Annotated in this window: 17 protein-coding genes; 5 read left to right on the top strand and 12 right to left on the bottom strand. The window is 60.2% G+C overall.

Features of this window, described 5'->3' with window-relative positions; genetic code table 11:
* Positions 1-22 precede the first annotated feature (22 nt).
* On the bottom strand, positions 23-1,225 hold the full coding sequence (locus TBK1r_RS19575) for a glycosyltransferase (RefSeq protein ID WP_145214330.1): 1,203 nt from the start codon (positions 1,223-1,225) through the stop codon (positions 23-25).
* Between the two features lie 88 nt (positions 1,226-1,313).
* Entirely contained in the window at positions 1,314-2,465 is a 1,152-nt protein-coding gene (locus tag TBK1r_RS19570) for an endonuclease/exonuclease/phosphatase family protein (RefSeq protein WP_419580168.1), read from the bottom strand.
* Positions 2,466-2,630: 165 nt separating this feature from the next.
* Here TBK1r_RS19570 and treZ point away from each other — a divergent pair, with 165 nt between their 5' ends.
* A complete protein-coding gene (treZ, locus tag TBK1r_RS19565) occupies positions 2,631-4,424 on the top strand; it encodes a malto-oligosyltrehalose trehalohydrolase (protein WP_145214327.1) in 1,794 nt (597 codons plus the stop codon).
* 324 nt (positions 4,425-4,748) lie between these two features.
* On the opposite strand, the gene TBK1r_RS19560 is transcribed toward treZ, so the two are convergent.
* A complete protein-coding gene (locus TBK1r_RS19560) occupies positions 4,749-7,811 on the bottom strand; it encodes a hypothetical protein (protein WP_145214324.1) in 3,063 nt (1,020 codons plus the stop codon).
* Complete coding sequence (locus TBK1r_RS19555) at positions 7,808-8,200, bottom strand: fluoride efflux transporter FluC (protein ID WP_145214321.1); 393 nt, start codon at positions 8,198-8,200, stop codon at positions 7,808-7,810. Before TBK1r_RS19555 ends, TBK1r_RS19560 begins: the two co-directional genes overlap by 4 nt.
* A gap of 145 nt (positions 8,201-8,345) precedes the next feature.
* Here TBK1r_RS19555 and ilvB point away from each other — a divergent pair, with 145 nt between their 5' ends.
* A complete protein-coding gene (gene ilvB, locus TBK1r_RS19550; protein WP_372897683.1) occupies positions 8,346-10,127 on the top strand; it encodes a biosynthetic-type acetolactate synthase large subunit in 1,782 nt (593 codons plus the stop codon).
* Between the two features lie 232 nt (positions 10,128-10,359).
* Positions 10,360-12,726 carry a DUF255 domain-containing protein gene (locus tag TBK1r_RS19545; RefSeq protein ID WP_419580167.1) on the top strand — a complete coding sequence of 789 codons (2,367 nt, stop codon included), beginning with the start codon at positions 10,360-10,362 and terminating at the stop codon, positions 12,724-12,726.
* Positions 12,727-13,020: 294 nt separating this feature from the next.
* On the opposite strand, the gene TBK1r_RS19540 is transcribed toward TBK1r_RS19545, so the two are convergent.
* The 8 genes from TBK1r_RS19540 to TBK1r_RS19510 form a co-directional block, all read right to left on the bottom strand.
* Positions 13,021-14,355, bottom strand: a complete 1,335-nt coding sequence (locus TBK1r_RS19540) for a hypothetical protein (RefSeq protein ID WP_145214315.1) — start codon at positions 14,353-14,355, stop codon at positions 13,021-13,023.
* A complete protein-coding gene (locus tag TBK1r_RS19535; RefSeq protein ID WP_145214312.1) occupies positions 14,352-16,814 on the bottom strand; it encodes an ABC transporter permease in 2,463 nt (820 codons plus the stop codon). The genes TBK1r_RS19540 and TBK1r_RS19535 overlap by 4 nt, the downstream gene beginning before the upstream one ends.
* A 138-nt stretch (positions 16,815-16,952) precedes the next feature.
* A complete protein-coding gene (locus TBK1r_RS19530; protein WP_145214309.1) occupies positions 16,953-17,870 on the bottom strand; it encodes an ABC transporter ATP-binding protein in 918 nt (305 codons plus the stop codon).
* A gap of 50 nt (positions 17,871-17,920) precedes the next feature.
* Positions 17,921-18,361, bottom strand: a complete 441-nt coding sequence (locus TBK1r_RS19525; RefSeq protein ID WP_145214306.1) for a GntR family transcriptional regulator — start codon at positions 18,359-18,361, stop codon at positions 17,921-17,923.
* Positions 18,362-18,711: 350 nt separating this feature from the next.
* Positions 18,712-19,503 (bottom strand): biotin--[acetyl-CoA-carboxylase] ligase, encoded by a 792-nt coding sequence (locus TBK1r_RS19520; protein ID WP_419580166.1) that lies wholly within the window; start codon positions 19,501-19,503, stop codon positions 18,712-18,714.
* 47 nt (positions 19,504-19,550) lie between these two features.
* Complete coding sequence (locus TBK1r_RS38725; protein WP_419580165.1) at positions 19,551-19,730, bottom strand: hypothetical protein; 180 nt, start codon at positions 19,728-19,730, stop codon at positions 19,551-19,553.
* A gap of 103 nt (positions 19,731-19,833) precedes the next feature.
* A complete protein-coding gene (locus TBK1r_RS19515) occupies positions 19,834-21,354 on the bottom strand; it encodes a DUF1501 domain-containing protein (RefSeq protein WP_145214300.1) in 1,521 nt (506 codons plus the stop codon).
* Positions 21,355-21,463: 109 nt separating this feature from the next.
* Complete coding sequence (locus TBK1r_RS19510) at positions 21,464-23,353, bottom strand: DUF1800 domain-containing protein (protein WP_145214297.1); 1,890 nt, start codon at positions 23,351-23,353, stop codon at positions 21,464-21,466.
* A gap of 396 nt (positions 23,354-23,749) precedes the next feature.
* Here TBK1r_RS19510 and moaA point away from each other — a divergent pair, with 396 nt between their 5' ends.
* On the top strand, positions 23,750-24,787 hold the full coding sequence (gene moaA / locus TBK1r_RS19505) for a GTP 3',8-cyclase MoaA (RefSeq protein WP_473772439.1): 1,038 nt from the start codon (positions 23,750-23,752) through the stop codon (positions 24,785-24,787).
* Between the two features lie 50 nt (positions 24,788-24,837).
* Positions 24,838-25,650, top strand: a complete 813-nt coding sequence (locus TBK1r_RS19500; RefSeq protein ID WP_145214294.1) for an SDR family oxidoreductase — start codon at positions 24,838-24,840, stop codon at positions 25,648-25,650.
* Positions 25,651-25,658 lie beyond the last annotated feature (8 nt).

Genomic DNA, 25,658 nt, shown 5'->3' with positions numbered 1-25,658 from the left:
GTTGGTGTATTTCGTGGTTCGACTACTCGCCGTCATCACTCACCACTGACGTATTATGCTTTGGTGGATGATTCGGAGTGTGCGTTGGGGATAGCAGCATTTCGATCTGTTGGGTGATTGCGTCTGGGTGATGGTCGGAGTCGACCAGACGCTGCGCTGCGAGTCGTTGTCGTTCGGCTTGCTGGGGGTTGGCTGTGAATTGCAGGATCGCTTGGGCGAGTGACGGCGGATCGCCGGGTTCTGCCCAGAAGGCCGTCGGGGAGTCGTGCTGCAATTCAATGGTTCCTCCGGCGCGTGTCGCGATCACCGGTGTGCCGAGCGCCATCGCTTCCAACACCACGTTCGGCATGCCTTCGAATCGGGACGGCAACACCAACGCGTCGGCGGCGTTGATCTCCGCCGCCGCACCGGCGAGGCTGCCGACGTATTGAATCTGATCAGCTAAACCGAGTGATCGGGAGCGTGCCTCCAATTCACGACGCAGCGGGCCGTCGCCGATCATCCGCACGGTCCAGGGGGAACGCGTCGCGGGCCACTGCGATTTCGCGATCGCCAACGCATCGATCAAATCGGCATGCCCTTTCTCCTCGGTCATCCGGCCGACACAGACCAACACGGTTTGATCATGGGACGGTTGTGTTGGCGTGCCGGCGGACTTGCGAAGGTTTGCTACATCAACCGGATTCTTGACAACGACAACGCTATCGGTGGTCAGGCCGTAGTAGGATTCCGCCGACAGCGCGGCTTGTCGGCTGACGGCGACGACCACGTCCGCACGGCGATAGGCCTCCGCCAGCCGCCGACGCTTGAGTGCGACGAAGCGTTTTTCGACCAGCGGTAGCGCCAGGTGCGGCGGACTGACAATCGTCGAAACCCTGCGAATGCCAACTGCCGCTTTGCCGGCGATCAATGTCATGTGAAACGTCCGATCGTAAACGACGTCGATCTTGTGGTCGCGAATCACGCCGCGCAAAAATGCGGTCTGTCGACGAAGTTGTCGGCCGGGGAAATAGACGCCACCGGAATCCGGGCAGGTGTCAAAGGAATGGATCGGGACATCCGACGGAACCTGATCCAGGAATTCACCCGCCGCTTCGGTCAAGTAGAGATGCGGTTCGAATCGCGATCGATCCAGCGATTGCGAAAGCAGCAACACCTGCCGTTCGCTGCCGCCGCCGCGCATCGAGCTGACCATCAACAAGACTCGTTTGCGCTGATTCGGCATGCGGTTTCCATTTCTCGTTTGAAAACGTGGCGTACGCTTCCAGCTTGCGATTTACGCTCGACGGCAAGCTGGCAGCGTACCCCACTGTTTATCGTTTCACGTCGATCCAGACCAGTCGGTGATCGCTGGCTTTGATCCACGTGCTCTGTGGGTCATCGCCGGTCGGCCAGAACACCCCGCTGTCGATGACATTCAAATCCTTGCTGGGCAGGACAAAGTCGACTCGCATCAATCCGTTGCGTCCGAAATCGGCGGTCTTGCTCTGCTGGACGTCTCGGGTGCGGGAATGATTCAACAGTCGGGTGATCGCTTCGCGGCGGCCGCTGCCGTCGATCGGGTCCGCGTTCAGATCGCCCATCACGACAAAACTTGCGTCGGCATCGAGTGGGCCGGCGCGGCCGTCGTCGTCGATCAGCCACGTGTCGGCGGCATCATCGTCGGACAGATAGTGATTCCAAAACTCGATTTCATCATGGTTGCGAGCCCCATTTCGGTCTTCGGGCCCGTCGAACACCGGCGGCGTCGGGTGGCTGGCGAGGACGTGGAGCACGCGATCACCGATTTGAATCGGCACATCAATGTGATTCTTGCTGCTCAGCCGCAGCTTGGACCACGTCGCGTCGTCGTAATAGGGCTGCCCGGTGGCGGGATCCACCGGACGAATCGCGCCGGGCAGATCTTTCCAACGCAGTGTTTGAAACGAGCGAATCGATGCGGTGTCGATCGGAAAACGGCTGTAGACGGTCATCGAGTACTGGCCGGGGTAAATGCCGTAACCCCAGGCGTCGTTTCCGGAACCCAATTGTCCATCGTTATTCAAATCCAATGTCGAATCGATTCCGGTGTTGCTGGGGGCACTGTAGATGTACGGGAATATAACGGGGGGCAGTTTGCCATCGCCATTGGCATTGTTTTGGGCGACGGCAAAATAGTTTTCCGCAAGCAGCCTGGCCGGCGCCGCATCGGGTTCGTGATCGAGTTCATTGATCAGCAGCACGTCCGGTCGTATGGTTTGAACGATGCTCGCGATCCGTTTGGCTTGCCGGTCGTCGCGAGCGGAAAGTCGCTCCCGGATTTCCCCTTGGCGTTTTCCATACAGTGAGACGTTGAAGGTCGCGATGCGTAACGTTTCCGTCATCGGAGTCTCCGTGGACGACGTTTGGGCCGCCACCTCGGGCACCAGGAAGGTCGCGATCGAGAGCGCGAGGGTCATTCGAATCCACGTGGTCTTTCGATACATTGTTTGTCGCTTGGACCTCAATCGTGTGCGGGTCGCGAAACCGTCAACGACGTTTGCGATGCCGTTTGCCATGGATACAGACGGGTGGACCTACCCGTAGCCTACCCCGGACGCTGCTTGACGCTAAGAGAGCGGTTCCAATTTTATCACGCTGAATCAGAACCGATGATTGATATTCATAATTGCCCTGCGATCGAAGTGCACCAACACCTGGGGGCTCGACCGTTGGCCGATGGGTCAACGAGTTTTTCGGTTTGGGCGCCGCTGGCCGATCGCGTCAACATCGACGTGGTCGATGGGCCGCAAGCGATCGAAATGACCAAGGATTCGGTCGGTTATCATCACGCCACGGTCGCCGGAGTCACGGCGGGATCGCGTTATTTTTATCGCGTCGACGGCGGGCCGCGGCGACCGGATCCGGCGTCACGATTTCAGCCCCAAGGGGTTCACGGACCGAGCGAGGTCGTTGATCCGAGCTTTGACTGGACCGACCACGACTATCGCGCCCCGAGGCGCGACGAGCTGATCATTTACGAGCTTCACGTCGGGACCTTTACCGACGCAGGAACGTTTGCCGCGGCGATCGATCGAATTGCTGAACTCGTGGAATTAGGGATCACGGCGATCGAGTTGATGCCGGTCGCGGCATCAGCCGGCCGCTGGAATTGGGGCTACGACGGCGTCGCGTTGTTTGCCCCGATGAACGCCTTCGGGACTCCAGACGACTTTCGCCGCTTCGTCGACGCCGCACACGCGGCGGGCTTGGCCGTGTTTTTGGATGTCGTTTACAACCACCTGGGACCGGAAGGCAACTATTTGTCTGAATTTGGTCCTTACCTTTCGTCGAAACATCGGACCGTTTGGGGCGATGCTCCGAATTTCGATGATCCCGTTCACGGTGACGCGGTGCGACGCTTCTTTGCCGCCAACGCGGTGTACTGGTTGGACGAATTTCACCTGGATGGGTTGCGCGTCGACGCGATTCATTGCATGGCGGATGATCGTGAGCCACATGTGGCCGCCGAGATCCGTGACGAAGTGGCGTTCTGGTCGCGGCAAAATCAACGCGACGTGATGCTGATCGCCGAATCCAACGTCTATGATCCCGAGATGACGGTCCCACGTGAGAGCGGCGGGATCGGTTTTGACGCGATGTGGTGCGACGACTTTTTGCACAGCACGTTCTCTGTTCTCCGCCCCGGCGAACAGCTTTGCCATCGTCCTTACGTCGCCAAAACCGATTTGGACCACACGTTGCGGCACGGATACGTTTACGAAGGCACGCTGCGAAACGAACGCCGACGATCGACGCCCTCCAGCCGTGTCGACACGCATGCCTTGGTGTATTCGATTCAGAACCACGATTTCATCGGCAACCATCCCCTCGGTGTCCGCTTGCACCAGCTCACGTCCGCCGACGCCCAGCGAGCAGCCGCGGCGCTGATGATGCTGTTGCCGGCGATCCCGATGTTGTTCATGGGCGAAGAGTTCGCATGCGAACATCCGTTTCGGTTCTTCGTCGATTTTTCCGATCAAGAGTTGCGCGACGCGGTCGTCAAGGGGCGTCGCCGTGAGTATCCGCAACACGACTGGGATTTTGGCGTCCTGCCAACCGATCCCGCTTCGTTCAGTGCCGCCAAGATTGGTTCCCGTGCCGACGGCGATGCGGTGACGTTGCAGTGGTATCGCCGGTTGATCGAATGGCGGAAACGGTGTCGTGCAAGTGGTTTGCTGGTCGATGCCAACTTGACGGTCGAAACCGACTTGGAAAAGAGTCTGTACCTGCTTCGCTATGCCGACGGCAACGAGATGCTAACCGTCGCCGTTCGGCTTTCACCGCTGATCGAACCAGATGATGCGATCGACGTTGATTTCGATGGCGAGTTGATTCTGGATTCGCGTGCAGAGTCGGGGGACGGTGGTTTGCATTCCAACCACGCCAGGGTTTATTGGGGGTAGCAGTTAGCAGTTAGCAGTTAGCAATTAGCGGTTAGCGGTTAGCGGTTAGCAATTAGCAATTAGCAATTAGCAGTTAGCAATTAGCAATTAGCAATTAGCAATTAGCGGTTAGCGGTTAGTAGGGGATCCGCCAGTTGGCGTAGAGCCAATGCCGATGACAACAACTACCAGTGTTAGCGGAACGGCGCGAGCCGTCCGGTGGCAGTTGCAAAGCAGCTTGAAGGACCGGAGGGCTCGCGCCCTGCCGCTAACAACAACTGCCGGAGGGCTTGCGCCCTGCCGCTAACAAAAACTGATGAAGATGGCGGAACGGCGCGAGCCGTCTTAGCGAAAATCGACGCGCACGCGTGTTAGCGGATCGGGCATCAGGTGGTAGCGTCTCGGTCGGCCGGCGGCGAGCGACTGGGCTTCGACGAACCAGGTGTCTCCCTCTCGCAGCGACACCGCCAGACTGCGTTGTTCGATCGCGATTTCGGCGGTCAGGACGCCGTCGTCGGACGCATGGGTTGCGACGTACCACGTGGGGTTCCAGCGGTCCGAGCCGTCCAAGTCGTCGTGCGTTTGCCCCCGGCGGGTGAAGCTGAGGTTCATCGCGGTCAGCAGATCGCGGTCGATGTCGAAGCCCAACGTGACGCGATCCGATTGCGTCAGGTCCGCATCGCGGCGTCCCACCGGCTGGGAATCATCCGTCGAGACGAAGTGTTCGGCGGGACCCTGAACCGCGACGTACAGATACTGTTCGTCCCAAGCGAACCGAAGCGTCAGTGGTCTCCGGCCTCGTGTTTGCGCGGATCGGATCCCTGGGGCGTTCCAGAGCAATTCGTCGAGCCGGCCGTCCAACCGCGGAGGTTCAACGGTTCTTGCGGCGATCGCGGTTTGGCGTGAAGACGGCTGAAGCAAACTGGACCAGGGCGACCGGTGATCGGCGATACGACGCACGTCGGCGGAGAAGTCGTGTTCGGCCACGGGGTCTTCGGTGGGGGCTTCATCGGTCTGCTCGGTTGTGGCCTGCTCGCTTGCGGCCTGCTCGGTTGCGTTTCGCGGGTGCCGAGCCAACGCGTCTTCGACGATCAAGCGAACCGGGTGCATTTGCCAGGCCAGATCGATTTGGTGATCCGCCGTGTGTTCGGATGCCTGGCGAAAGGGGGTGAGCAGGCTATTGGGTCGGTGCAGGCCGTTGAATCGGTGATTGCCGAGGGGCAGTGCCGCGGAGGCTTGGATCACGGCCGGTTGCGAATCCGGGGTCGCACTGCGGTTGGATTGGAACGGCGAAACGATAGCTGCATGACCGCCGCCGGTCGGCAACAGTTCTTGGGCAGCGTCGGGCAGCGATTGGACGTTGCTGAAGGGCGTTGCGGCAGGTTCGCCCGAGGCGGTCGGTTCGCCCGCCGAACGCAGGCGGTTGATCAGCGCCCGATGCCGGTCCCATTCCTGGCTCTGTTGGCGTGCGCGGGCGTGGAGTCCCAGAAGCTGGGCGGCGGAGGAATCGCTGAATCGGCGCGCGATCTCATTCCACACCGCGATCGGGTTCGGTTGACCGATCGACCGTCGCGCGATCGACCAGGCGGACCGAAATTGATCTTCGCGGCTGGTTTGATCCAGCAGTCGGCTCAGCGCTTCGGCGAACTCATCGGGCGTCACCTGTTGTGATGCGCCCGTTTGCGTCATCAGCAACTCGGTGATGGCCGCCTGCTGTTTCAGTCTCCCTTGGATGATGTTCAATCTTCGGCGACTGGCTTTGCTCTGGCGCGGCGGCAAGCGATGCCCACGGTTCAGGCGAACGCCCAGACCTAGACTGTCGCCGCGTGCGAGTTGGGAACCTCCGCTGTAACGGGTGTTGATGGCGACCCAAGGGTTCTCTGCGGCTTCGGCGCCGGTGGCGAGTTCGAAATCAGACACCAACATCAAGCCGTCTGCGGCGAAGTCACCCGCCAGCACGCCGCTGTCGGGAAGCATCGCGCTGTCGTGCAAAAGCGTCTCGCCGCGTCCGTGCAATGCGAACTCGACCACTTTTTCGGTACCGCCGGCGACAGCGTGTTGCAGCAGCGCCGTTTTGGTTTCCGCAGGCAGTGCGTCGCTGAGGGCAAGGATCGGTGGCTGGTGGACGTCGATCCAACGTCGCAGTGTCACCAGCGAATCGTTTTCGTCAGCGGCCGGAAACGAGTCCACCGCCGCGACACCGAGTCTCATCGCGGCTTGGTCCAATGAATGAGACGTCGGTGGGGAGCGCGTCCCGACGATCAGATTGCAACGCAATCGTTTTTCCAATGTTTCGCGTCCGATCAACGTCCACGGGATCTGGTCTTCGTTGGCGGCGATCACCAACATCGCGCAGGATCCGGGCGGGCCTTGCGGCGCGTCGGTCGACCGCACGACCGACCAGGTTCGTCCGCCATCGGTCGATCGAAAAATGTTTCCATGGTCGCCGGCACACAAGGTCGTTTGATCGTCCAGACGACACGAGGCGCGGATGATCGATCGCGTGTTGACTCGGTCGGACAAGCTCGCCGACTGTTCCGCGGTCGCGGTCGGCCGGATCGACGAGCCTGACAGTGCGTTGCGTGGCAGTGTGTTGCGTGACAGTGAGTCGGTCGTTGCAGTCGCTTGCGGGTCGAGCATGGATTGCCAGCTTCGTCCGCCGTCGCGCGACTGAAACGAGGTGGCGCCGGTGATCGGATCCGGGGCGCCGACGGCGGTGATGGAAGCACGCCGGTCGCCGGAGTGGTTACCACGGGTGCGTTCGATCGAGTGCAGCAACGGCAGCTCGGAATCGCCCGATCGACGCCACGACGCTCCGGCATCCTGGCTGACCAAAATGACGCCGCGGCTGATTCGGGTGACCACGTCCACGCCGCCGCCGAGGGCGACGACTCGACGGTCATCGACCCACAGGACGTCATTGAGTCGGCACTGCACCCCGCTTTCCACCTCCTTCCATGATCGTCCGCCATCGGCAGTGACAACGATGCTGCCGTGGTCGCCGACTGCAACGCCACGATCCTGGCCCCAAAACTGCAAGGCTCGAATCGTCGCGGAGGCTCGTAGGGTGTCGCTATCGCAATAGGGCGGAGACGTCAGCGCGGTCGGGGCGGTGCCTTTGGAGCCGGCGCCTGACGTGATCGGGATGGCTTGAATGGGCGGCAGCGATCGCAGGGTGTCGGGGCCGTTGGGAGCTGGCTGGGCAAGGGCTGACGGCGTGCCGACGAGCGCGAACAACAGGATCGCGGCGATCCAAGTGGCCCACTCGCGGGGAGGCCGTGGAATGCCGAGGCGACCGGCAACGGCGGTGGTGGGAAGGGGGGCTGCGGTGGGTGTCTCCGCCCTCGGATGAGGGTGGCGGCGTCCATGGTTGTGGTCTGTCTGGTGCATCAAAGTTCCGCCGTTCATGTTTGAATCCACCACCTGACCAGGTGGCCCGCGAGAATCAGCGCCAAATAGCCGAGGATCAAGTTGGCCAGGACGTAGATGCCCGATGCCCCCCAGCGTCCCTCGCCGGCGAGCATCGACGACTCGGCCGTGAACGTGGAAAACGTGGTCAACGAGCCCAGGAATCCGACCCGGAGGGCAAGCATTAATCGCTCAATGGACTCCGATTGCGTCGGGTCAAGGGAAGACAACGCCCCCAAGAGGCCGCATCCGACGAGATTGGCGATCGTGGTTCCCAGCATCGTCGACCCGCCCGGCAGCGCCGCCGCGGTGAGTGTCAGGCCGTATCGGCAGAGCGATCCGATCGCTCCGCCCAAGGCGATTGCTGCCAAATTGAACCAACTAGTCATCTTTGCCGGGTGTTTTTCGCATTGCCTAAGCTTCGGCCCCCACTTACGTTAGCAGCTAGGTTCGGAAGTTCTCCCTGCCACGTAAATGTCAGTTTTTCTACTTTCGACGTCTCCATTTCCATTTCGTCCTAGCAATTTCCCACTCATGAGCACCGCAAAAGCTGCCAACACTGAAAACCGCGTGATGACCGGAGCCGACATCATTGTCAAATCACTGGTAGATCACGGGGTCGATGTACTATTCGCCTATCCGGGCGGATGCAGCATGCCGTTGCACCAGGCCCTGACGCGTTACGGCGATTCGATCCGGACAATTTTGCCGCGTCACGAACAGGGGGGGGCGTTTGCCGCCCAAGGTTACGCCCGTTCGACCGGTCGGGTCGGCGTGGTGCTGGCTACTAGCGGTCCGGGCGCCACGAACCTGGTCACCGCCATCGCTGACGCCAAACTGGACAGCATTCCGATGGTCTGTCTGACCGCCCAGGTTCCCACCCGAGCGATCGGATCGGACGCGTTCCAAGAAACACCGATGGTCGAGGTTTGCCGCGGAATCACCAAGCACCACTACCTGGTCACCAACATCAGCGAATTGCCGCGAGTGATGAAGGAGGCGTTCCACATCGCCAGTAGCGGTCGCCCCGGGCCGGTGTTGGTCGATTTGCCCAAGGACGTCCAATTGTCCGACGTGACGAGCAACTTGGATTTGGATCCGCCGATGAATCTGCCCGGCTACGAAGCGGCGCCCCCGCCGGTGGCCAGCGAGACGATTCGTCAGCTCACCGCCGCGATCCGACTCGCCCGTCGTCCGATGATCTACGCCGGCGGCGGAATCATCTTGGGCAACGCCAGCGAAGAGCTCAACGAGTTCATCAACAAGACGGGCATTCCGACCGTGACCACCGTGATGGGCATTGGTGCGGTACCGCCGGACAACGAAAACTCCCTGGACTGGTTGGGGATGCACGGCGCGGCGTACGCCAATTATGCCGTCCGGGATTGCGACCTGTTGATCGCGTTGGGCGTTCGTTTTGACGACCGCGTGACCGGGAAAGTCGAAGCGTTCGCCAAGGACGCCAAGATCATCCACGTTGACATCGACGGTTCCGAACTGAACAAGAACAAGGAAGCCCACATCCCGGTTCGCGGCGACGTCAAACAAGTGCTCAACGCCCTGAACAAGACCGTCACCAAGTGCGACATCGAACCCTGGCGCGAGCATTGCAAAGAACTCAAGGCGAAGTACCCCTTCAAGTACGACACCGAGTTCGACGGGATCTTGCAGCAACACGCGATCCGCACGCTCAGTGACATCACCGCGGACATGGACGCCCAGATCTCCGTCGGCGTCGGACAGCACCAGATGTGGGCGGCACAGTTCTACCGATTCCGACGCCCCCGCACCTGGCACTCCAGCAGCGGACTGGGCACGATGGGATTCGGATTGCCGTGTGCGATGGGGATTCAAGCGGCGCTGCCGAATTCATTGGTCATCGACATCGACGGCGATGGCAGTTTTCAGATGAACGTCCAAGAACTGGCGACGTGTTTCTGCGAAGAATTGCCCGTCAAAGTCTTCTTGCTCAACAACCAGCACCTGGGAATGGTGGTTCAGTGGGAAGATCGCTTCATGGATCGAAATCGGGCCCACACCTACTTGGGACCGATCAGTCACAACGAAGCCAGCGGCAACAGCGACGCGGAACGGTTCTCTTACGCCACCGAGCGTTATCCCGACTTTGTGAAAATTGCGCAAGGGTATGGGTGCGGTGCGGCGACGGTGAGAAAGAAAGCCGATTTGGAAGGTGCGATCCGTGAAATGATCGCCCATCCCGGCCCCTACGTCCTGGACGTCGAAGTGCCCTACCAAGAGCACGTCTTGCCGATGATCCCCGGCGGCATGACCGTCGACGACATGATCCTGCAGTAGCAGTCGATCAAGCCGATGCCGCGTCTCCGGACGTGGCGTGAGCCAGTGGCGCGTGTGGGTGTAGAGTTCACCACGCGCCGGTCGCTGACGCGTCCCGCTGGGATGCCGGTCGCTGACGCGTCCCGCTGGGGTGCCGGTCGCTCACGCGTCCCGCTGGGCGCGATGGGGTCGACGATCGCCGCTACAATGAGTGGTCCCCACCCGTTCTGGACGACTTTGTGAAGTGATGGTCATGATCGATCGGCGTCAACGCATGCGCATCCCTCTGCTCGCCACCGTGATGGCGTTGCTCGCTCTCGGACGACCGGTTTCCACGCAGGAGCCCGAGCCCATGCACACGAACCAGTTGATCAACGAAACCAGTCCGTACCTGCTGCAGCACGCCCACAACCCGGTCGATTGGTACCCCTGGGGCGAAGAAGCGTTCGCCAAAGCCAAGCGGGAAAACAAACCGATCTTCCTGTCGGTCGGTTATTCAACCTGCTACTGGTGCCACGTGATGGAAGTCGAATCGTTCGAGGACCCCGAAGTCGCGGCGGTCATCAACAAGTACTTCGTCGCCATCAAGGTCGATCGTGAGGAGCGGCCGGATATTGACGAGCAGTACATGCTGGCTACACAGATGATGACCGGCCGCGGGGGCTGGCCCAATTCCGTTTGGCTGACCCCCGACGGCAAGCCTTGGATGGCGGGGACGTATTTTCCCAAGCCGACGTTCATCTCGGTGCTGAAACAGATCAACGAGTTTTGGGTCAATCGCCGCGACGACGTCAATCGCCAAGCCGACGCGCTGGCCGACGCGGCGAAGCGGTCCAGCACCACCGCGGCCATCCAAGCGGTCCCGCTGTCGCTGGAACTGGTGGACCAGGCCTGCGCGAAACTGGTCGGACAGTTCGATGCTCAAAACGGCGGATTCGGCGGGGCACCAAAATTTCCTCCCCACGGCACGTTGGCCTTGCTGATCGACCAATACCGACGCAGCGGTGACAAGTCGTTGCTGGAGCCGATCACCAAAACACTCGATGCGATGTGGCTCGGCGGCATGCACGATCACCTCGGCGGCGGCTTTCACCGTTACGCGACCGATTCCGATTGGCTGCTGCCGCACTTCGAAAAAATGCTCTACGACAACGCACAACTGATGCGTCTCTATGCCGACGGTTATCAAATCACCGGCGACGAGCGCTACCGTGACGCCGTCGAAGACATTGATCGTTGGGTGCGGCGTGAAATGACATCGCCCGAAGGAGCGTTTTACAGCGCGCTCGATTCCGGTGAAGTCGGAAAGGAAGGCGAAGCGTATGTCTGGACCGCCGAAAAGATCAAAGAAGTGCTCGGCGAAGAAGACGCGGCACTGTTTTCGCAAGTCTACAACATCGTTCCCGAAGGCAACTTCTTGGAAGAGTCGACCGGACACAAGACCGGCGAAAATATCCCCCACCTGAATCAGCCTCTCCAAGCGATCGCCCAATCGCATCCGCTAGGCAAGCAAGGGTTGATCGATCGAATGGAAGCGATTGAGGAAATGCTGTTGCGCGATCGGCTGACTTGGCCCCAGCCGCACAAGGACGACAAGATTCTGACCAGCTGGAACGGATTGATGATCGATGCATTGGCACACGCCGGTCGAGTTTTGGACGAACCAAAATACATCGAATCCGCCGCCGCGGCAGCCGACTTCATTCTCGAATCGATGGTTCGCGATGGAAAGTTGCTCCGCACGTACCGCAGCGGAACGGCCAAGTTGCCCGGCTATCTGGACGACTACGTCTACTTTTGCAAGGCACTGTTGGAACTGCACGCGGCGACCGATCAACGGCGCTGGCTCGACGAAGCGACTGGGCTGGCTGATTTCATGCTCGGTGAATTTGAAGACGACGCCGATGGCGGGTTCTTCTTCACCGGAGACTCGCACGAAGCCTTGATCGTGCGTTCCAAAAACCTTGGCGGTGGCGGCAACATGCCCAACGCCAACGGCATCGCGGCGCAGTTGCTGATCGATCTGGCCGAGTTGACCGGCCAGGACAAGTACCGTGAATCCGCGGCAAGAACCCTGCAGTCCTTTTCCGGTGTGATGGCCAAGCAGCCGCACACGACCGAGCACCTGCTGATCGGAGTGTCTCGCTATCTGGCCACCGCCTCAGCGGTCACCGCTGAAGCTGCTAACGGCGAACGCACCAAGCGAGTCGATCCGATCACGTTCACGGTCGGATTGTCGAAGTCTCAGGTCCGACCGGGCGAGGCGCTGATGGTAACGGTGACGCTGGACATCGACGAAGGTTGGCATCTCTACGCAGTGAATCCCGATGCGGAGTTTTTGATTCCGACAAAGGTCTCCGTCCAAAGCGATGCCGCGATCACGATCGGCAAGGTCATCGCCCCGAAACCGGAGTCGCGCGTCGATCCGATCCTGAAAACCAAGCTCAACACCTACGCGGGAAACATCAGCTTCGAAATTCCCGTCACGATCGATGAAGGCGCGAAGGCGGGAGCGGCAACGTTCACCGTGGTCGTCGATTCGCAAGCGTGTGATGACTCGAGGTGTTTGGAGCCGGAGAAAACGACGATTGAGTTGGGGTTGGAGATTCGCAGGGACTAAATGCTCGGTTTGCTTGCCCCAGGCTATGGATCGGCACTGCCAAAGTAGCTCGGCCCAGGCTAGCGCCCAATGCCACATACTTTGGGGATAAACGAGGGGCTTTTGTTAGCGGCAGGGCGCGAGCCCTCCGGTCTTTCAATGTCAAACCGGACGGTTCGCGGCCTGTTGATTTAGTGAGCCGTCGGCGCTAGCCGCGGGCCTAGTGGTGGCGACGTTGCCCTTGGAGGCCCGTGGCTAGCGCCATCGGCTCACGATTGTTTCGGTGACGATCAGATCAACAGCCCGCCACGGTGACTACCGAAACTGAAGCACCACAAACTGTTTCAGAATCGCGGAGAGTGTTCCTTCGCGGGTTTCGAACGAACCGCTGTATCCGCGGCTATCGGTGAACCAGATCGCGGCATTTCCCAATTCGCACGTCTCTCCATCGGACTCGAAGTGAAATGGGACACCCAACGGGTCAAGCGCGGCGCTGGCGGGCAAGTTCACCTTGATCAGATCGTCGAGCGTCACCGGGTATTGGCCGAACTTCAGCTTGTACTTCGCCACCGCGGCGGCTGTTCGCGCGTGTCGGCGCTCGTTTGCGACTCGGGTGTAGACGGTCGCCAAGTAGTCCTTCGATTGACCCGGACTGTAGGATTGTTTGTAGGTGGGGATTTGGAGCGCCAGGTCCAACCCAGAGCCAGATTCCCGACGAAACGTCTCTTGCAATTTCATGACACGTTTGATCGCGTCAAACGTTCCGATCCCGCCGACACGTGAGAATGCTTGTTGGCGCTGGAGCCATTGGAGTCGCAGACTCGGGGCAAACGTTTTCGGTGTCGGATCACGACGCCACGTCTCGACCACTTCGCCACGCAGCAACCAAGGTGCCTGCGCCAGCGTGGTCGAGCGAATGCTGCTTTGCCACGCCTGGTTCAAATCCGGTGACGCCTTGACCAGTTGGACGATTTCATCCAGTTCGGATTCACTCCAAATTCCCGTGGCGATCGATTGCGTGACCAAAGGAAGGAGACGGAGCGAGACTTGGTCGGTTGGTCCAATACCGAGTCCCTGAAACAGTCGGAATGCTTCCATCGCACGGTCGGTCTGCTGGTCACGGACCGCGCCGCGAAATTCCATCCGCAACAGTTCGGGCAATCCGCGGAAGTTGATCAGTCCGCTGGAATAGCTGTTGGGGTTGCCGAATTCGTTGGCGTACCAAATCGAGGCCTCGTTCAGATTGAGCTGTTTGATGATTTCCAGCAACGGTGCCGCTTCGGCCAAGTAGTCGTCCAGGTAGGTGTCGAGCGGGTGCTCTTCGTCGAGATTCTCAAAGAGGTCGTCCTGTTCGTCGAGCACTTCGAACAAAAGGTGATATTGTTCGTTGATCGCATTGACTGCACTGGCCAGTTCGCGACTCGAATGGGTGTGCTCCCTGCTCGTCCGATCCGCATAGTCGGCGGCCTGGGCGACCGGCGAATCGATCAGCTCCGGCGGAAACGACTGCTCCAGCATCGGTCTGATCTTTGCCGATTCGGCTTTCCAGGTTGCGGCTGCGGAGACGCAGAACAACAGCAGCGCGATCGGCGGAGTCATCGCCACTGCGATCATCGTTCGGTCTCGAAATGTTTTTCGGGAAGCACTCATGGTTGGGTCCTGATCTTTAATTCGACGTATTCCCAGTCTCGGCCCCAGAGCTGGCCGTATCCGTTGACGCGATCGACGGTCATCGTTTCGATCGCCGGCAGCGAACGCAGGTTGTCTCCGTAGCGACTGGTCTGGAACTCGCCCCCGGTTTGATGAAGCTGGTGAAGTTCCCATCGCCAGCCGATGTCGTCGCTGCGGTTGGCCGCGGCGTCGATCCCTTCCAGCATGGCGGTGACCAAGGAGTCGTAGAAACGGGGTTGCATCCAACCGACGAGTCCCGGCGGCTGATGCTCCAGCACGGTCAGATGGTGATTCAGATAGCGTCCTCGATCGTCTTGGAAATTGTGTTGCCAGGTCACCACCACTGCACGGCGACGCGCGGCGGCTCGACCGGCCGGCGTTCCGATGGCTTGCGTGGCCGCTTGCACGGCAGGCTCGTCGGCGCGTTCTGCGGGCACGTCGGTTTGCAGCGTGTCGATCATCAGCACTTCCAAGCGATCAGCGATTTCCTGGCCCGAAAGCAACGTACTGCGACGGACCGCCGGCAGCAGCGTTGCCGAGGCGTCCAGCCATTGGGCCATTTCGGACCACGCCGGATCGTCCTGTTGCTGTCGCCACTGGATTCGTGCCCGCATCATGTTTCCATGCCAGCGTGTGTACTCCCACGGACCGATGTGCGCAACCACATCCGCACCCGCGTTAGACTTCAGCGACGCAACGCTCTTCTGTGGATCCAGCTTGTATTGGCCTAGGTGGTCCTGCAGGTCCTTCATCTTGTCGCCCAGCGGATCATGCCGAAACGCGAAGTCGTCCGCGAATCCGGTGACCGGCACGACGACATATCGGGCGTTGCGCCCGGAGTCACGCTGGGCTTCGCCGAGCAATTCCGCCCGCAGCGTTGGATCCATGGTGGGGACAGAGAGCACGTGTGCGGTGGCAAAGCCGATCGGCAACAACACGATCAACCCGGCCACGCCGCCGCCGACCACGAACGTCAACGGTCGGTCGCCGGTGTCCATGTAACGCCGCATCATCACGAACGTTGCCACCATCGGAGCGAGCCCGCAGAGGATCAATCCGTAAATCGGAAAGCCGAGCGAGACGTACGCGAACACCAACCAGCCAGCCGTGATCAACGCAAGGATTGGGGCAAGAATGACGGACAAGATCAGCGTGCGGACAAACTGGCTGACCCACTGGGAGATCGAATAGATCCAAACGACGAACATCGAAATCGTCACCAGCGTTGGTAAGCCCGCGGCAAAGCTGGAAACACTATCCCGGTGAATGACCGTCAGATTCCAAAGTCCGTACACCAACAGCGAGCAACACAGGATCGCAATCGGTACCACATGCAGTGCGAAATACGTCTTGCCGGGAGAGACCCCGAGGTCGGCCAGGAAACGCACCCGCTCGGATGCCCCGTCGTGTTTGAATACGCTGATCCCCAGCCAGCAAACAGCCAAGGGCGCCAGCAATAACAGCCAAGGCAACAGTCCGATGATCCCGCGATACCGATCCACCGCCGCCAGTTGAACGGCGGCCAGGAAGCTGATCAGCAACATGCCGATCAAAATCGCCAGCATGCCTTTGGCCGAGTGAATCGATTGCCAAATGATCGGCGCGGTTTGAGTTCCGAACGTGGGCGCGATGGCATCGTTCGTTTCGCGTGCCGGAGAATGGGGCGAGACGTCCAACAGCGGCTTCACCGAGGGGGCTTCCGCGGCGCCCAGGGTTCGGATCGCGGCTCGATAGGTGATCGGAGTCACGATCACGATGCCCAGCAACGTGAATCCCAAGTTGATCCAATCCAGCTGCCCGGCCGCCATCGGGCGATTAGCAAACTCGGAGACCAGCGACGTCGCGATCAGCGGCGAGAACGCCAACGGAATCAAAGCGATCAAGGAATAAAATTGATTCTTGATCCGCCAGGCGACATAAAAGCCTGCCAACAACACGAACAACGAATGCGAGATCCAAACCGGATAGCTGAACGGGTTTCCCGAATAGCCGGTTTGACCGCCGATCGTCCAGTGCGACGTGTCGCGTTGACCGAGTTCAAAGACCAGGATCACCAGCAACGCGAACACCCACATCACGGCCAGGCCAATCATACCGACCAGCAATTTCGTCGAGGCGATCCGTTTGGATGAAACTGGCAGCAAGGCCAACCAGTCGATCGTGCGTTGAGAGCGTTCCTGGCCGACCAACAAGGGGCCGGCGCCGGTCGCGAACAGCCCCGGGAACACCAGCATCGTCACTTCATGGGGTAGTTGCAGCCGGAGCCAACCCATCGCAGCGCCGAGGACTGCGTTGATGACGACGATTAACAACGAAACGATGGCCAGCAGTGCAACCAACGGCGCAAGCTGTCGAGTTTCTTTCCACCAGAACCACGCGGTCGAAGAAGCTTCGTGCCGCGTCGTCGTCAGTGCTGTGAGTGTTGCTTCGGTGCTCATGGGCAGATCAGTCGGAGGTGTTCCGCCTTGGGCCGGCGGTGGCATCAGTCGATGGGCGCGAGCCCACGGACTGGTCAAAGGGGTGCTCGTTTGGCCGCCGCGGACGCGTCCGCGTTCCGGCGGATTTCAGCGAAGGCTTCAGATCGCCGCGGTCATTGCCGGTGCGGTTCGATGGGACGTGCAGGCGACAAAAATCTCTTCTAACGTCGCGATTCGGGTTCGGACTTCCGTGACGCCCGGCGTTTCGCGTAGCGCGTGAATCATTTCCGGTGACAAGTGTCGGACGAACAGTTGACGGGAGCGGCCCGACGTCTCTTCGGTCAACACTTCGGCCGGTTCCGGGGGCGGCGCGATCGATCGCAGTGGATCGTCGACGTCAATGACCACCTCGTGAATCGATTCGCGAAGCTCCGCAAGCGGGCCGTGCAACCGGATTCGGCCGTGGTGCAGGATCGCAATCGTGTCGGCGACCCGCTCGACTTCGCTGATCTGATGGCTGGACAGGAAAACCGTTCGCCCCGTCGCGGCGCGGTCGATCATCGATTCCAGGAAGTTGCGGCGTACTTTCGGATCAAGCCCGCTGGTGGGTTCGTCCAAAATCAACAATGACGGATCATGGGCCAGGGCGAGCGAGAGCGCGACCTTGGCGCGTTGGCCCTTGGAAAGATGGCGGATCTTTTGTTCGGGGCGGATGTCGTAGCGGCGGATCGACGCTTCATAGTTCGGCAAGAACGAGTCGTCGTAAAACGACGCCGTGAAGCCGCCGATCTGCGCGACCGTCATCCAGTCGTAGAGCGCCGGTGCGTCGGAGACGTAACCGATTTGACGCCGGACGCCTTGCGGGTCGCGCAGCGGGTTGACGCCACAAACCGTGCACGAGCCGCTGGTCGGTTTTTGGAATCCGGTTAGGATGCGAATCATCGTCGTCTTGCCGGCACCGTTTTCGCCCAACAGTGCAAACACCGTTCCCGGCTGGATTTCCAAGCTGACGCCCATCAGGGCGTCGCAGCGACGGAAGTGCATCGTCAGGGCGTCGGTGGTGATGACGGGTTCCATGGTTGTTTCGTTGGGTTCGGGAAGGTGGTCAGCTACTGGTGCTTGGCTACTCATTCTTCGGCTCCGCCGTTGTCACTCGGCTCGGTCGACGACACCAAGACAGCCGGTTCGGTGTCGACCAACTGCCGCAAGTGATCGTCCACGAAGGTCTTGATTTGCTTTTTCGATAGCCCGGCATGCCAGGCTTCTGCCAACACCGATCCGATGCGTTCGTTCAACACCGTCTCGCGCTCGCTGCGACAGATCTCGACCGCCGCGTCGCGAACCACCATGCCGCGGCCCCGCAAGGTCTCGATCACGCCGTCGGCCTGCAACTGATTGAAAGCCCGGGCGACCGTGTTGGGGTTGAGCGCGACCTGGTTGCTGAGCGCGCGGACGCTGGGAAGCAGTTGTCCCGGGCGGATCGTCCCCGCGGCGATGGCAAATTTGACTTGCCGAACAAGCTGCAAATAAATCGCGACGTCGCTGTGGACGTCGATCGAAAAAAACATGGCTGGACCTGAAGGAGGAACCAGTGATTGAGTGTGCTATTTAGATAGTACGGTGGTTCGCGCGGCCTGTCAACGACATTTTTGGAAATCGATTGGCGGCCTGAGAACAAGGGTGAAGTGGGGTAAGCATCCTGCTTGCCATCCTCGACGGCTCTGCCGACGCACCCGGTGTGGCGCTTGCCACACGCCGGCGAGAATAACGTTAACGTCCGGGATCTTGGTGTTTTCGATCGAACGGTCATGCCGTTGCGCTCGGCGGCCACCGATACTTGCTCACCCGATCACCATTCGCCGCCTTTGAAGTTTGCCAGCACCATGCCTGAAGGTTACAAGACCCATATCCTCGCCCGTCAGCACGCCGGTCGGACGCGTTGGACTTCGCCGCTGCGGAAGTGTCTCCGGTTGCCGTCGACGATCAATTCCAGCGATCCGTCGTCGGCGATGCCGGTGCAGTACCCGGTGATCGTTTCGTTGCTCTGTTTCAGCGAGAGGTCGTGACCGGCCAGCGCGCAGCGCGACCGGTACTGACGGACCATTTCGTCTGGACCGTCGTCGAGTTCGCCGAGCATTTCGGAGAGCGATTCGGCGTGGGCGGCCAGCAACGTTTCGCGGCTGACGCGGCGATTAGCGATCTCAGCGATGGACGCCGGCGGGGTGGAGTGCTGGGAATTCAGGTTGGGTTTCCCGTTCAGATTCAAGCCGATCCCGATCACCATCCGTCCGGCGATCGTCGCGTTGGTCTCGATCAGAATGCCGCCGAGTTTATGCAGCATGGGGGACGTGGTGGAGCCATTCGACCGCAGGGCGCAGATGTCGTTGGGCCACTTCAGTGCGACGCGGCACGGCGGGCAGCTGTATTCGATCGCGCGGGCGGCTGCAACGCCGACGGCGGGTGACAGCACAGACGCGGACGGGTGGGACAACTCAAACGGAATGACTAACGAAAACGTCAACGCGTCCTCTTCGCTGATCCACGAATTGCCGTGTCTGCCGCGGCCGGCGGTCTGGCGGTCGGCCACGTACAGCCGCGGCAGCAAGCGATCGTCGATCCGGTTCGTCTGCAACTCTGCCAGCGCATCGCTGTTGGTCGATGCGGTTTCCCTGCGGTAGACCGCCGAAGCGATCACCGCGTTTCGGATCAAGTGATCGAGGGTGTGGCGCAAACTCGGTGTGACGCCTTCGTCACAATTCAGAACGGCATCCAAAGTCCAAGCGACATCCAGGTGAAGAGTGCAAACAGGATGAGCAGTCCGATCGCGACGAGTTGCCAGTGAAGCGGTGTGCTTTTGGAACGCAGCGGCGTTCCGAATTCGCGTTCGACGAATTCGTCGTAGTCGAACTCCTCGTCGTCTTCGTCGTCGTAGCTCATGGGGTGATCGATGGTGGACTAGGCATCTTGCTTGCCGAGGAGCGGCGCTGGCAAGCTGGAAGCTGATGCCACTTTCGCAAGCTGGAAGCTTACGCCACTTGGTTCAGGTGAACAATCCGAGCGGGCCGGCGGTTGGGCCGGCGGAGAAGAAGTTTCGGATGTTGGGGATCACGTCGACCAGGTCTTGATTGTTGCCGACGCCGAACCACATCGCCAGGTCCGCAGCCATCTCGTCGACCGAGGTGGTCGGAATCAGCCGCCCGCGGCCGAGGTTCAAGTTGCCGGCAATCGGATCGACTGGACTGGTGAGACTGGTGGGGTACTTGCCGAACAGCTTGCCACCGTCGACGCTTCCGCCGGAAACGATCTGGTTGCCTCCCCAGGCGTGGTCGCTGCCCTGGCCGTTGGTGCCCAGGGTGCGGGCGAAGTCCGAGGCGGTGAACAGCGCGACGTCGTTTTGGATGCCCAGTTCAACGGTGGCGTCGTAGAACGAACGGATCGCCCGGCTGACTTCGGCCAAATTCGTCTGCTGGGCTCCGATCAGGCCGCTGTGGTTATCCCAACCGCCGTTGGTGACAAAGAAAATCTGACGTGTTTGGCCGAGGGTCGCTCGGGCACCGATCACCTTGGCCACCATTTTCAGTTGGTTGCTCGGGTTTTCCGATGCGAACGGGGTGATGATGTCGACCGCGTCGGTGGCGGTATTGAATTCCAGCGCGGCTTCGGCCGAATTGCGGTTGGTTTCGGCAAATGATTTTGCCAGCAGGTCGTTGTAGGTCTGGTCCAAGATGTTATTGATGGCCCGGGAGTTCATCCGATCCTGGCGTCCCAAGCTACCTGAATAGCCATTGACCTTCGTCGCACCACTGTTTCCGATCGCATAGGGGATCACGTCCGAACCGGTCTGGAACAGGTTCATGCCGTTGACCGAGATGTTCATCGAGACGGTCGGGTTGGAATTAGTGCTTTGCAACAGATCGGCCATGCGACCGCCCCAGCCGGTGATCTTGCTGCGTGATTGCGGGAATCCGGTTTGCCAGTGGCGCTGCAGGTCGGCGTGGGAAAACAAACCGAGGGGAAGTCCGGCACGCGAGTTGTACTGGGCCCGCGTGGTGGGTTCGATCAGCGACCCGACATTGGAAACGAAGCTCAATTTCCCCGTGTTGTAGAGCCCGGCGACACCGGTCGTGGAAGGATCGGGCAGCGGATCGGGTGCGGGTTCGGCAAAGGCTTGTGCGGCCATGGCGGGGTGCAGTCCAAAATTCCTCGCGTCGGGGCCGGCGACGGAAACGAGTGAATTGCGATCGATGGCCAGACCGCTCGGGTTGGTGTCGGGATCGTGAACGCCGCCGCGGGCGCTCACGTAATCGCCGTATTCGCCGCTGGTCGGGGTGCCGTCGTACGGCGCCAGCATGTTGTACGAGTCGTTGCCACCGAGCAGGAACAGGCACACGATCGCTTTGTAACCGGTCGGGTTAGTTTCGGCCGCCATCAACGATTTTGTCGCTTGTAGATTCAATAGCGTTGCCATCAACGAGGTGTTCGTCATCAGGCCGCAACCGCCGGCGGCTTTGAGCAGCGCGCGACGCGAGGTGAAAATCGATTCGTTGGAGTGAAGGTTCATGGCAAGGGATCCGAAAAAGCAGAAGAGTGTTTGGGAAACGCGCCGATCAAGCCGTTCGTTTGATCGCGCCGATGAAAAGCTGGGGCGATGGCTCGGCCTCTTGCTCGGGCTATTGTTCCACCGCGCAGTCCGGGGACAGGACGACGGCGTTGAGTATCACTTCGAGACGTTCGACGTTGGAGGCGGACGGTTCGCTGGCGATCGCGTTCTTGATGCTCGTTTTCGTCGCTTCGCTCATCGAGCCGTTGCACAACCAAAGATCGAAACGCCTCAGGATTTCATCCAGGTTGGCCAGGTCTTTGGCCAACTCCAATTCCGGCTCCAGATGGAACGTGATCCGGCAGGTGCCCTTCCGCATTCCATATTGCACGTAACGCCTGTAAGCCCAGACTCGAAAACGATTCAGCATCTTGTTAGCCGTCACACCGTTGAGGATTTGAAACTCGGGTGCGTACAACGAATCATACGGATTGCGCCGAGACGGGGTGTGACCGATCAAGTCGCCCGGCGGCTGGTAGTCGGGCAAGTAAAAATTAAAAACGCTGGGCGAGCGGAAGGGCATTTGGCCGAATTCGCCCCCGACGCCGTTGGAAAGCATCATGTAGCCGGCCGCATAATTTGTCGTCGGCCGCATCGCTCGGATCAGAGATGTTGTACGCAGGATCGGTTCGCGCAGTCGGCTGTACTCGGTGCCGCGAACGATCACATCCACACGAGTCGGATTCCTTCGCCGTACCACACGATGACCGCGATACAATTCCGGGTCCGTCAAGATCGCTTTGACCACGGCCTTGAGGTCACCGCGGACGCCGCGGCCGTTGTCGTTGAAGATACGCGTCACCCGGCGCAGGTAGGCCCGGGACGGATTCGATTTCACCATCCGCTGAATCAGCAACCGGCAGATGAATGGGGCCACGTTGGGGTGGTTGGCGATCGCATCGAGTCCCGCGCCGATCTCGGCTTTCACGTCCGCTTGCGTCACCGCGGACGGCAGCGGAGGCAATACCGTGCCGAAGACCGTTTTGCTCGCCGGGGCGTTCGGATCTTCGGAGTAATTTAAGTTGTTGTCGTGTTCGGCGACATGGATCTCCATCGGTTCGCCAAAGTTCCGCGGGACGTAAAAGTCGTTTCGAGAGTAGTGCTTGTATTTAAATCCCGTAAACAACCGCCCGAGTTCTTTGATTTGTTCGTTGTCGTAGGTGGGGATTAAATTGCCGTTCTCATCGATCTTCAGACGACCATCTTGGTGCATGTGGTACAGACCGACCGAGAACAGTTGCATGATCTCGCGGGCGTAATTCTCATCGGGGAATCGCCCCGCGCTGATGTTGGCCTTGCGATTGCCCCGCGAACTCAGCCAGTCACCCATGCAGGGATGGTAGGTCACGTCTTCGAGAAGTTCGCGGTAGGTTCCGTCAATCCCTTCGGACAGCATGTCGTAATAGTCGGACATCCCCAGCCAGTCGGTGATCGTCTCTCTGCCTCCGCCGATCGATCGTTTGTCGTCGTTGTTGAAACCGGTTCCCGAGTCGCCGATCACGAAGATCTGGGACAGTGCCCAGGCGACCCGTTGACGCAATTGGTCTTCGCTGGTCAGTGCGATGTGCCACCATGCTTGATAGCGGTACAACGAAACGCCGATGCTCTGGGTATTCGGCTCGCGTCCATCGACATGGATGATGTCGCGTGCGACGGCTTCGTGCGACGTCGGCTGCAAGTCGAATTGCTGATCGATCCACTGCGACGTCGCGCGTTTAAAACCAATCTCACTGATGCGGCGGGCGAGCGAATCGATCGACTCCTGCGTCGGGCCGAAGGTCGCTTTGGAAAGGAACTGCGCCGCTCGAACCTTGGCCTTCATCAGCCGCACGTCGCGCGAACTTTTGACCGGAAATTCACCTGCCGGACAAACCGCGGGGTCAAGCGACGACGAGCCGATCAATGTGACCAGAAACAGTGCAGAGAGAGCCCATTGAAGTCGATCGCGTTGCTTGCGCATGATCACCACCTAGAACGAATTTGGAAAAACGCCGGCTGGGAAAAGAAAGACGAGAGAGGGATTAGCCTGGCGAAATGCGGGACGCGGTCGAATTCGCCGCCGCCAAGGCGTTCGAAATTAACGGGAAGCAAGCCTCGGTGCAAAGCGCAATGCCGGCTTCATGGACCTTGCGTCCCAAATAATCGCCACCCCTCCCCCCTTGGGTGCTGCATCGTGTAAGTGTTTGTATCCAAACGCCCGGCGAAGCTGCTCCAATGGGTGGTTTGACTCGCTCCACCCCCGCTCGGTTTCGTGCGAGGTGAGGACGTCGAAACTCTGGATCAATTCCGCTAGGCTGAAGCGGCGCCGAACGGATTGACGCTTCTGTACTTTGTTCCCTGTTAGCGACGCGAGCGATTGATCACGCCTCCACCTGCCGAACGTCCCACCGACAGTTTGATCGGCGACCTGCTGGTCGACCGATTCGGTCGTGTCCATCGCAGTCTGCGGATCAGTGTGACCGACCGCTGCAACCTCCGCTGCTTTTACTGCATGCCCGAATTCGGCGCCGAGTTTGCCGCGCGGGAAACGTTGCTGACCTTTGAAGAGATTCAGCGAATCGCCGACGTGTTGACGTCGCGTTGTGGGATCCGCGACATTCGCTTGACCGGCGGCGAACCGCTGGTGCGAAAGGATCTGCCCCGACTGGTCGAGATGCTGGCGTCGATTGATGCCTTGGATGACTTGTCGTTGACGACCAATGGGATTCTGTTGGAGCAGTTTGCCGAGCCGTTGCGCCGGGCCGGGTTGAAGCGATTGAACATCAGCATCGACACGCTGGACGAAGTGAACTTTCAAAAGGTTTCACGACGCAGCGGTATCGATCAGGTGATCCGCGGGATCGACGCGGCGATCGCGACAGGGTTCGAAACGATCAAGCTCAACACGACGGCGGTCAAAGGCGTCACCGAAAGCGAAATCATCTCGCTGGTCAAGTTTGCGATGCAACGCAACGTCCAAATTCGATTCATCGAATTCATGCCGCTGGACACCGACCGTTCCTGGCGGACCGAGAACGTGCTCAGCGGCGAGACGATCGGCGCGATGATCGAGCGAGCATTTGGGCCGCTGGTGCCGGTTCCTCCGCCGAGCGCATCGCAGCCGGCTTCTGATTTTCGTTTGCCGGGCGGGCATTCGATCGGGCTGATCCAATCGGTGACCAAGCCGTTTTGTGATGCGTGCGACCGGATTCGTTTAACAGCGGACGGCGCGATTCGGAATTGCCTGTTCTCGCAGCAGGAGTTTTCGATCCGGGACTTGCTACGAGGCGGCCTTCACGACGACGAACTCGTCGAGCAGTTTCGGCGGGCGGTCGCGGCCAAGGCGGCCGGCCATGGGATCGACGACGGCGACTTTGCTCCGCCCGAGCGTCCGATGTATTCGATCGGCGGGTAAACTCCAACCCACACTGTTAGCGGGCTGCCGGACAGATTAAATTACCGCCCATGAATAATCTATTTGATCTCAAGAGCGACGTCGCGGCGGTGATTGGCGGAACCGGCGAATTGGGCGGGCTGATGGCAGAAGCACTCGGCGCCGGCGGTGCCAAGGTCGCCGTGATCGGCCGCAACGCCGAACGCGGTGAAGCGCGGGCCAAAAAAATCACCGACGGCGGCGGCGAGGCGAAATTCTTTGCCGCCGATGGTTTGAGCGCCGAGTCGCTCGATGCGGCCCGGACGGCGATTTCCCAGTGGGCCGGCGCGCCGACCTCGGTGCTGGTCAACGCCGCCGGCGGCAATCGCCCCGAGGCGACGATTCCACCGGGAGGCGATTTCTGTAAGTTGCCGCTGGATGCGTGGCGCGATGTCTTCGATCTGAACCTGGTCGGCGGCGCACTGTTGCCTTGCCAGGTGTTCGGTCAAGACATGATCGACGCCGGCGTGGGCAGCATCATCAACATCGCCTCGATGAGCGGCATCATCCCGCTGTCGCGTGTCGTCGCTTATTCCGCGGCCAAGAGCGCGGTGATCAACTTGACGATGTGGCTGGCCCGTGAATGGGCGACCACCGGAGTCCGCGTCAATGCGATCAGCCCCGGCTTCTTTCCCGCCGAACAAAACCGAAAGCTTCTGTTCAACGACGACGGCAGTTACACCGAGCGTGGCGGTCAGATCATCGGGCACACGCCGATGGGCCGCTTCGGCAATCCGGAAGAGCTTGCCGGTGCGACCATTTGGCTGGCCAGTCGAAAGGCGTCGTCTTTCGTCACCGGACAAAACATCGCGATCGATGGCGGCTTCGCATCGGTCACCATTTAACCAGCCTT

The sequence above is a fragment of the Stieleria magnilauensis genome, from assembly GCA_007753675.1.
Classification (GTDB): domain Bacteria; phylum Planctomycetota; class Planctomycetia; order Pirellulales; family Pirellulaceae; genus Stieleria; species Stieleria magnilauensis.
Note: the sequence above shows the minus strand (reverse complement) of the source record. Positions and strands in the feature narration are given on the sequence as shown.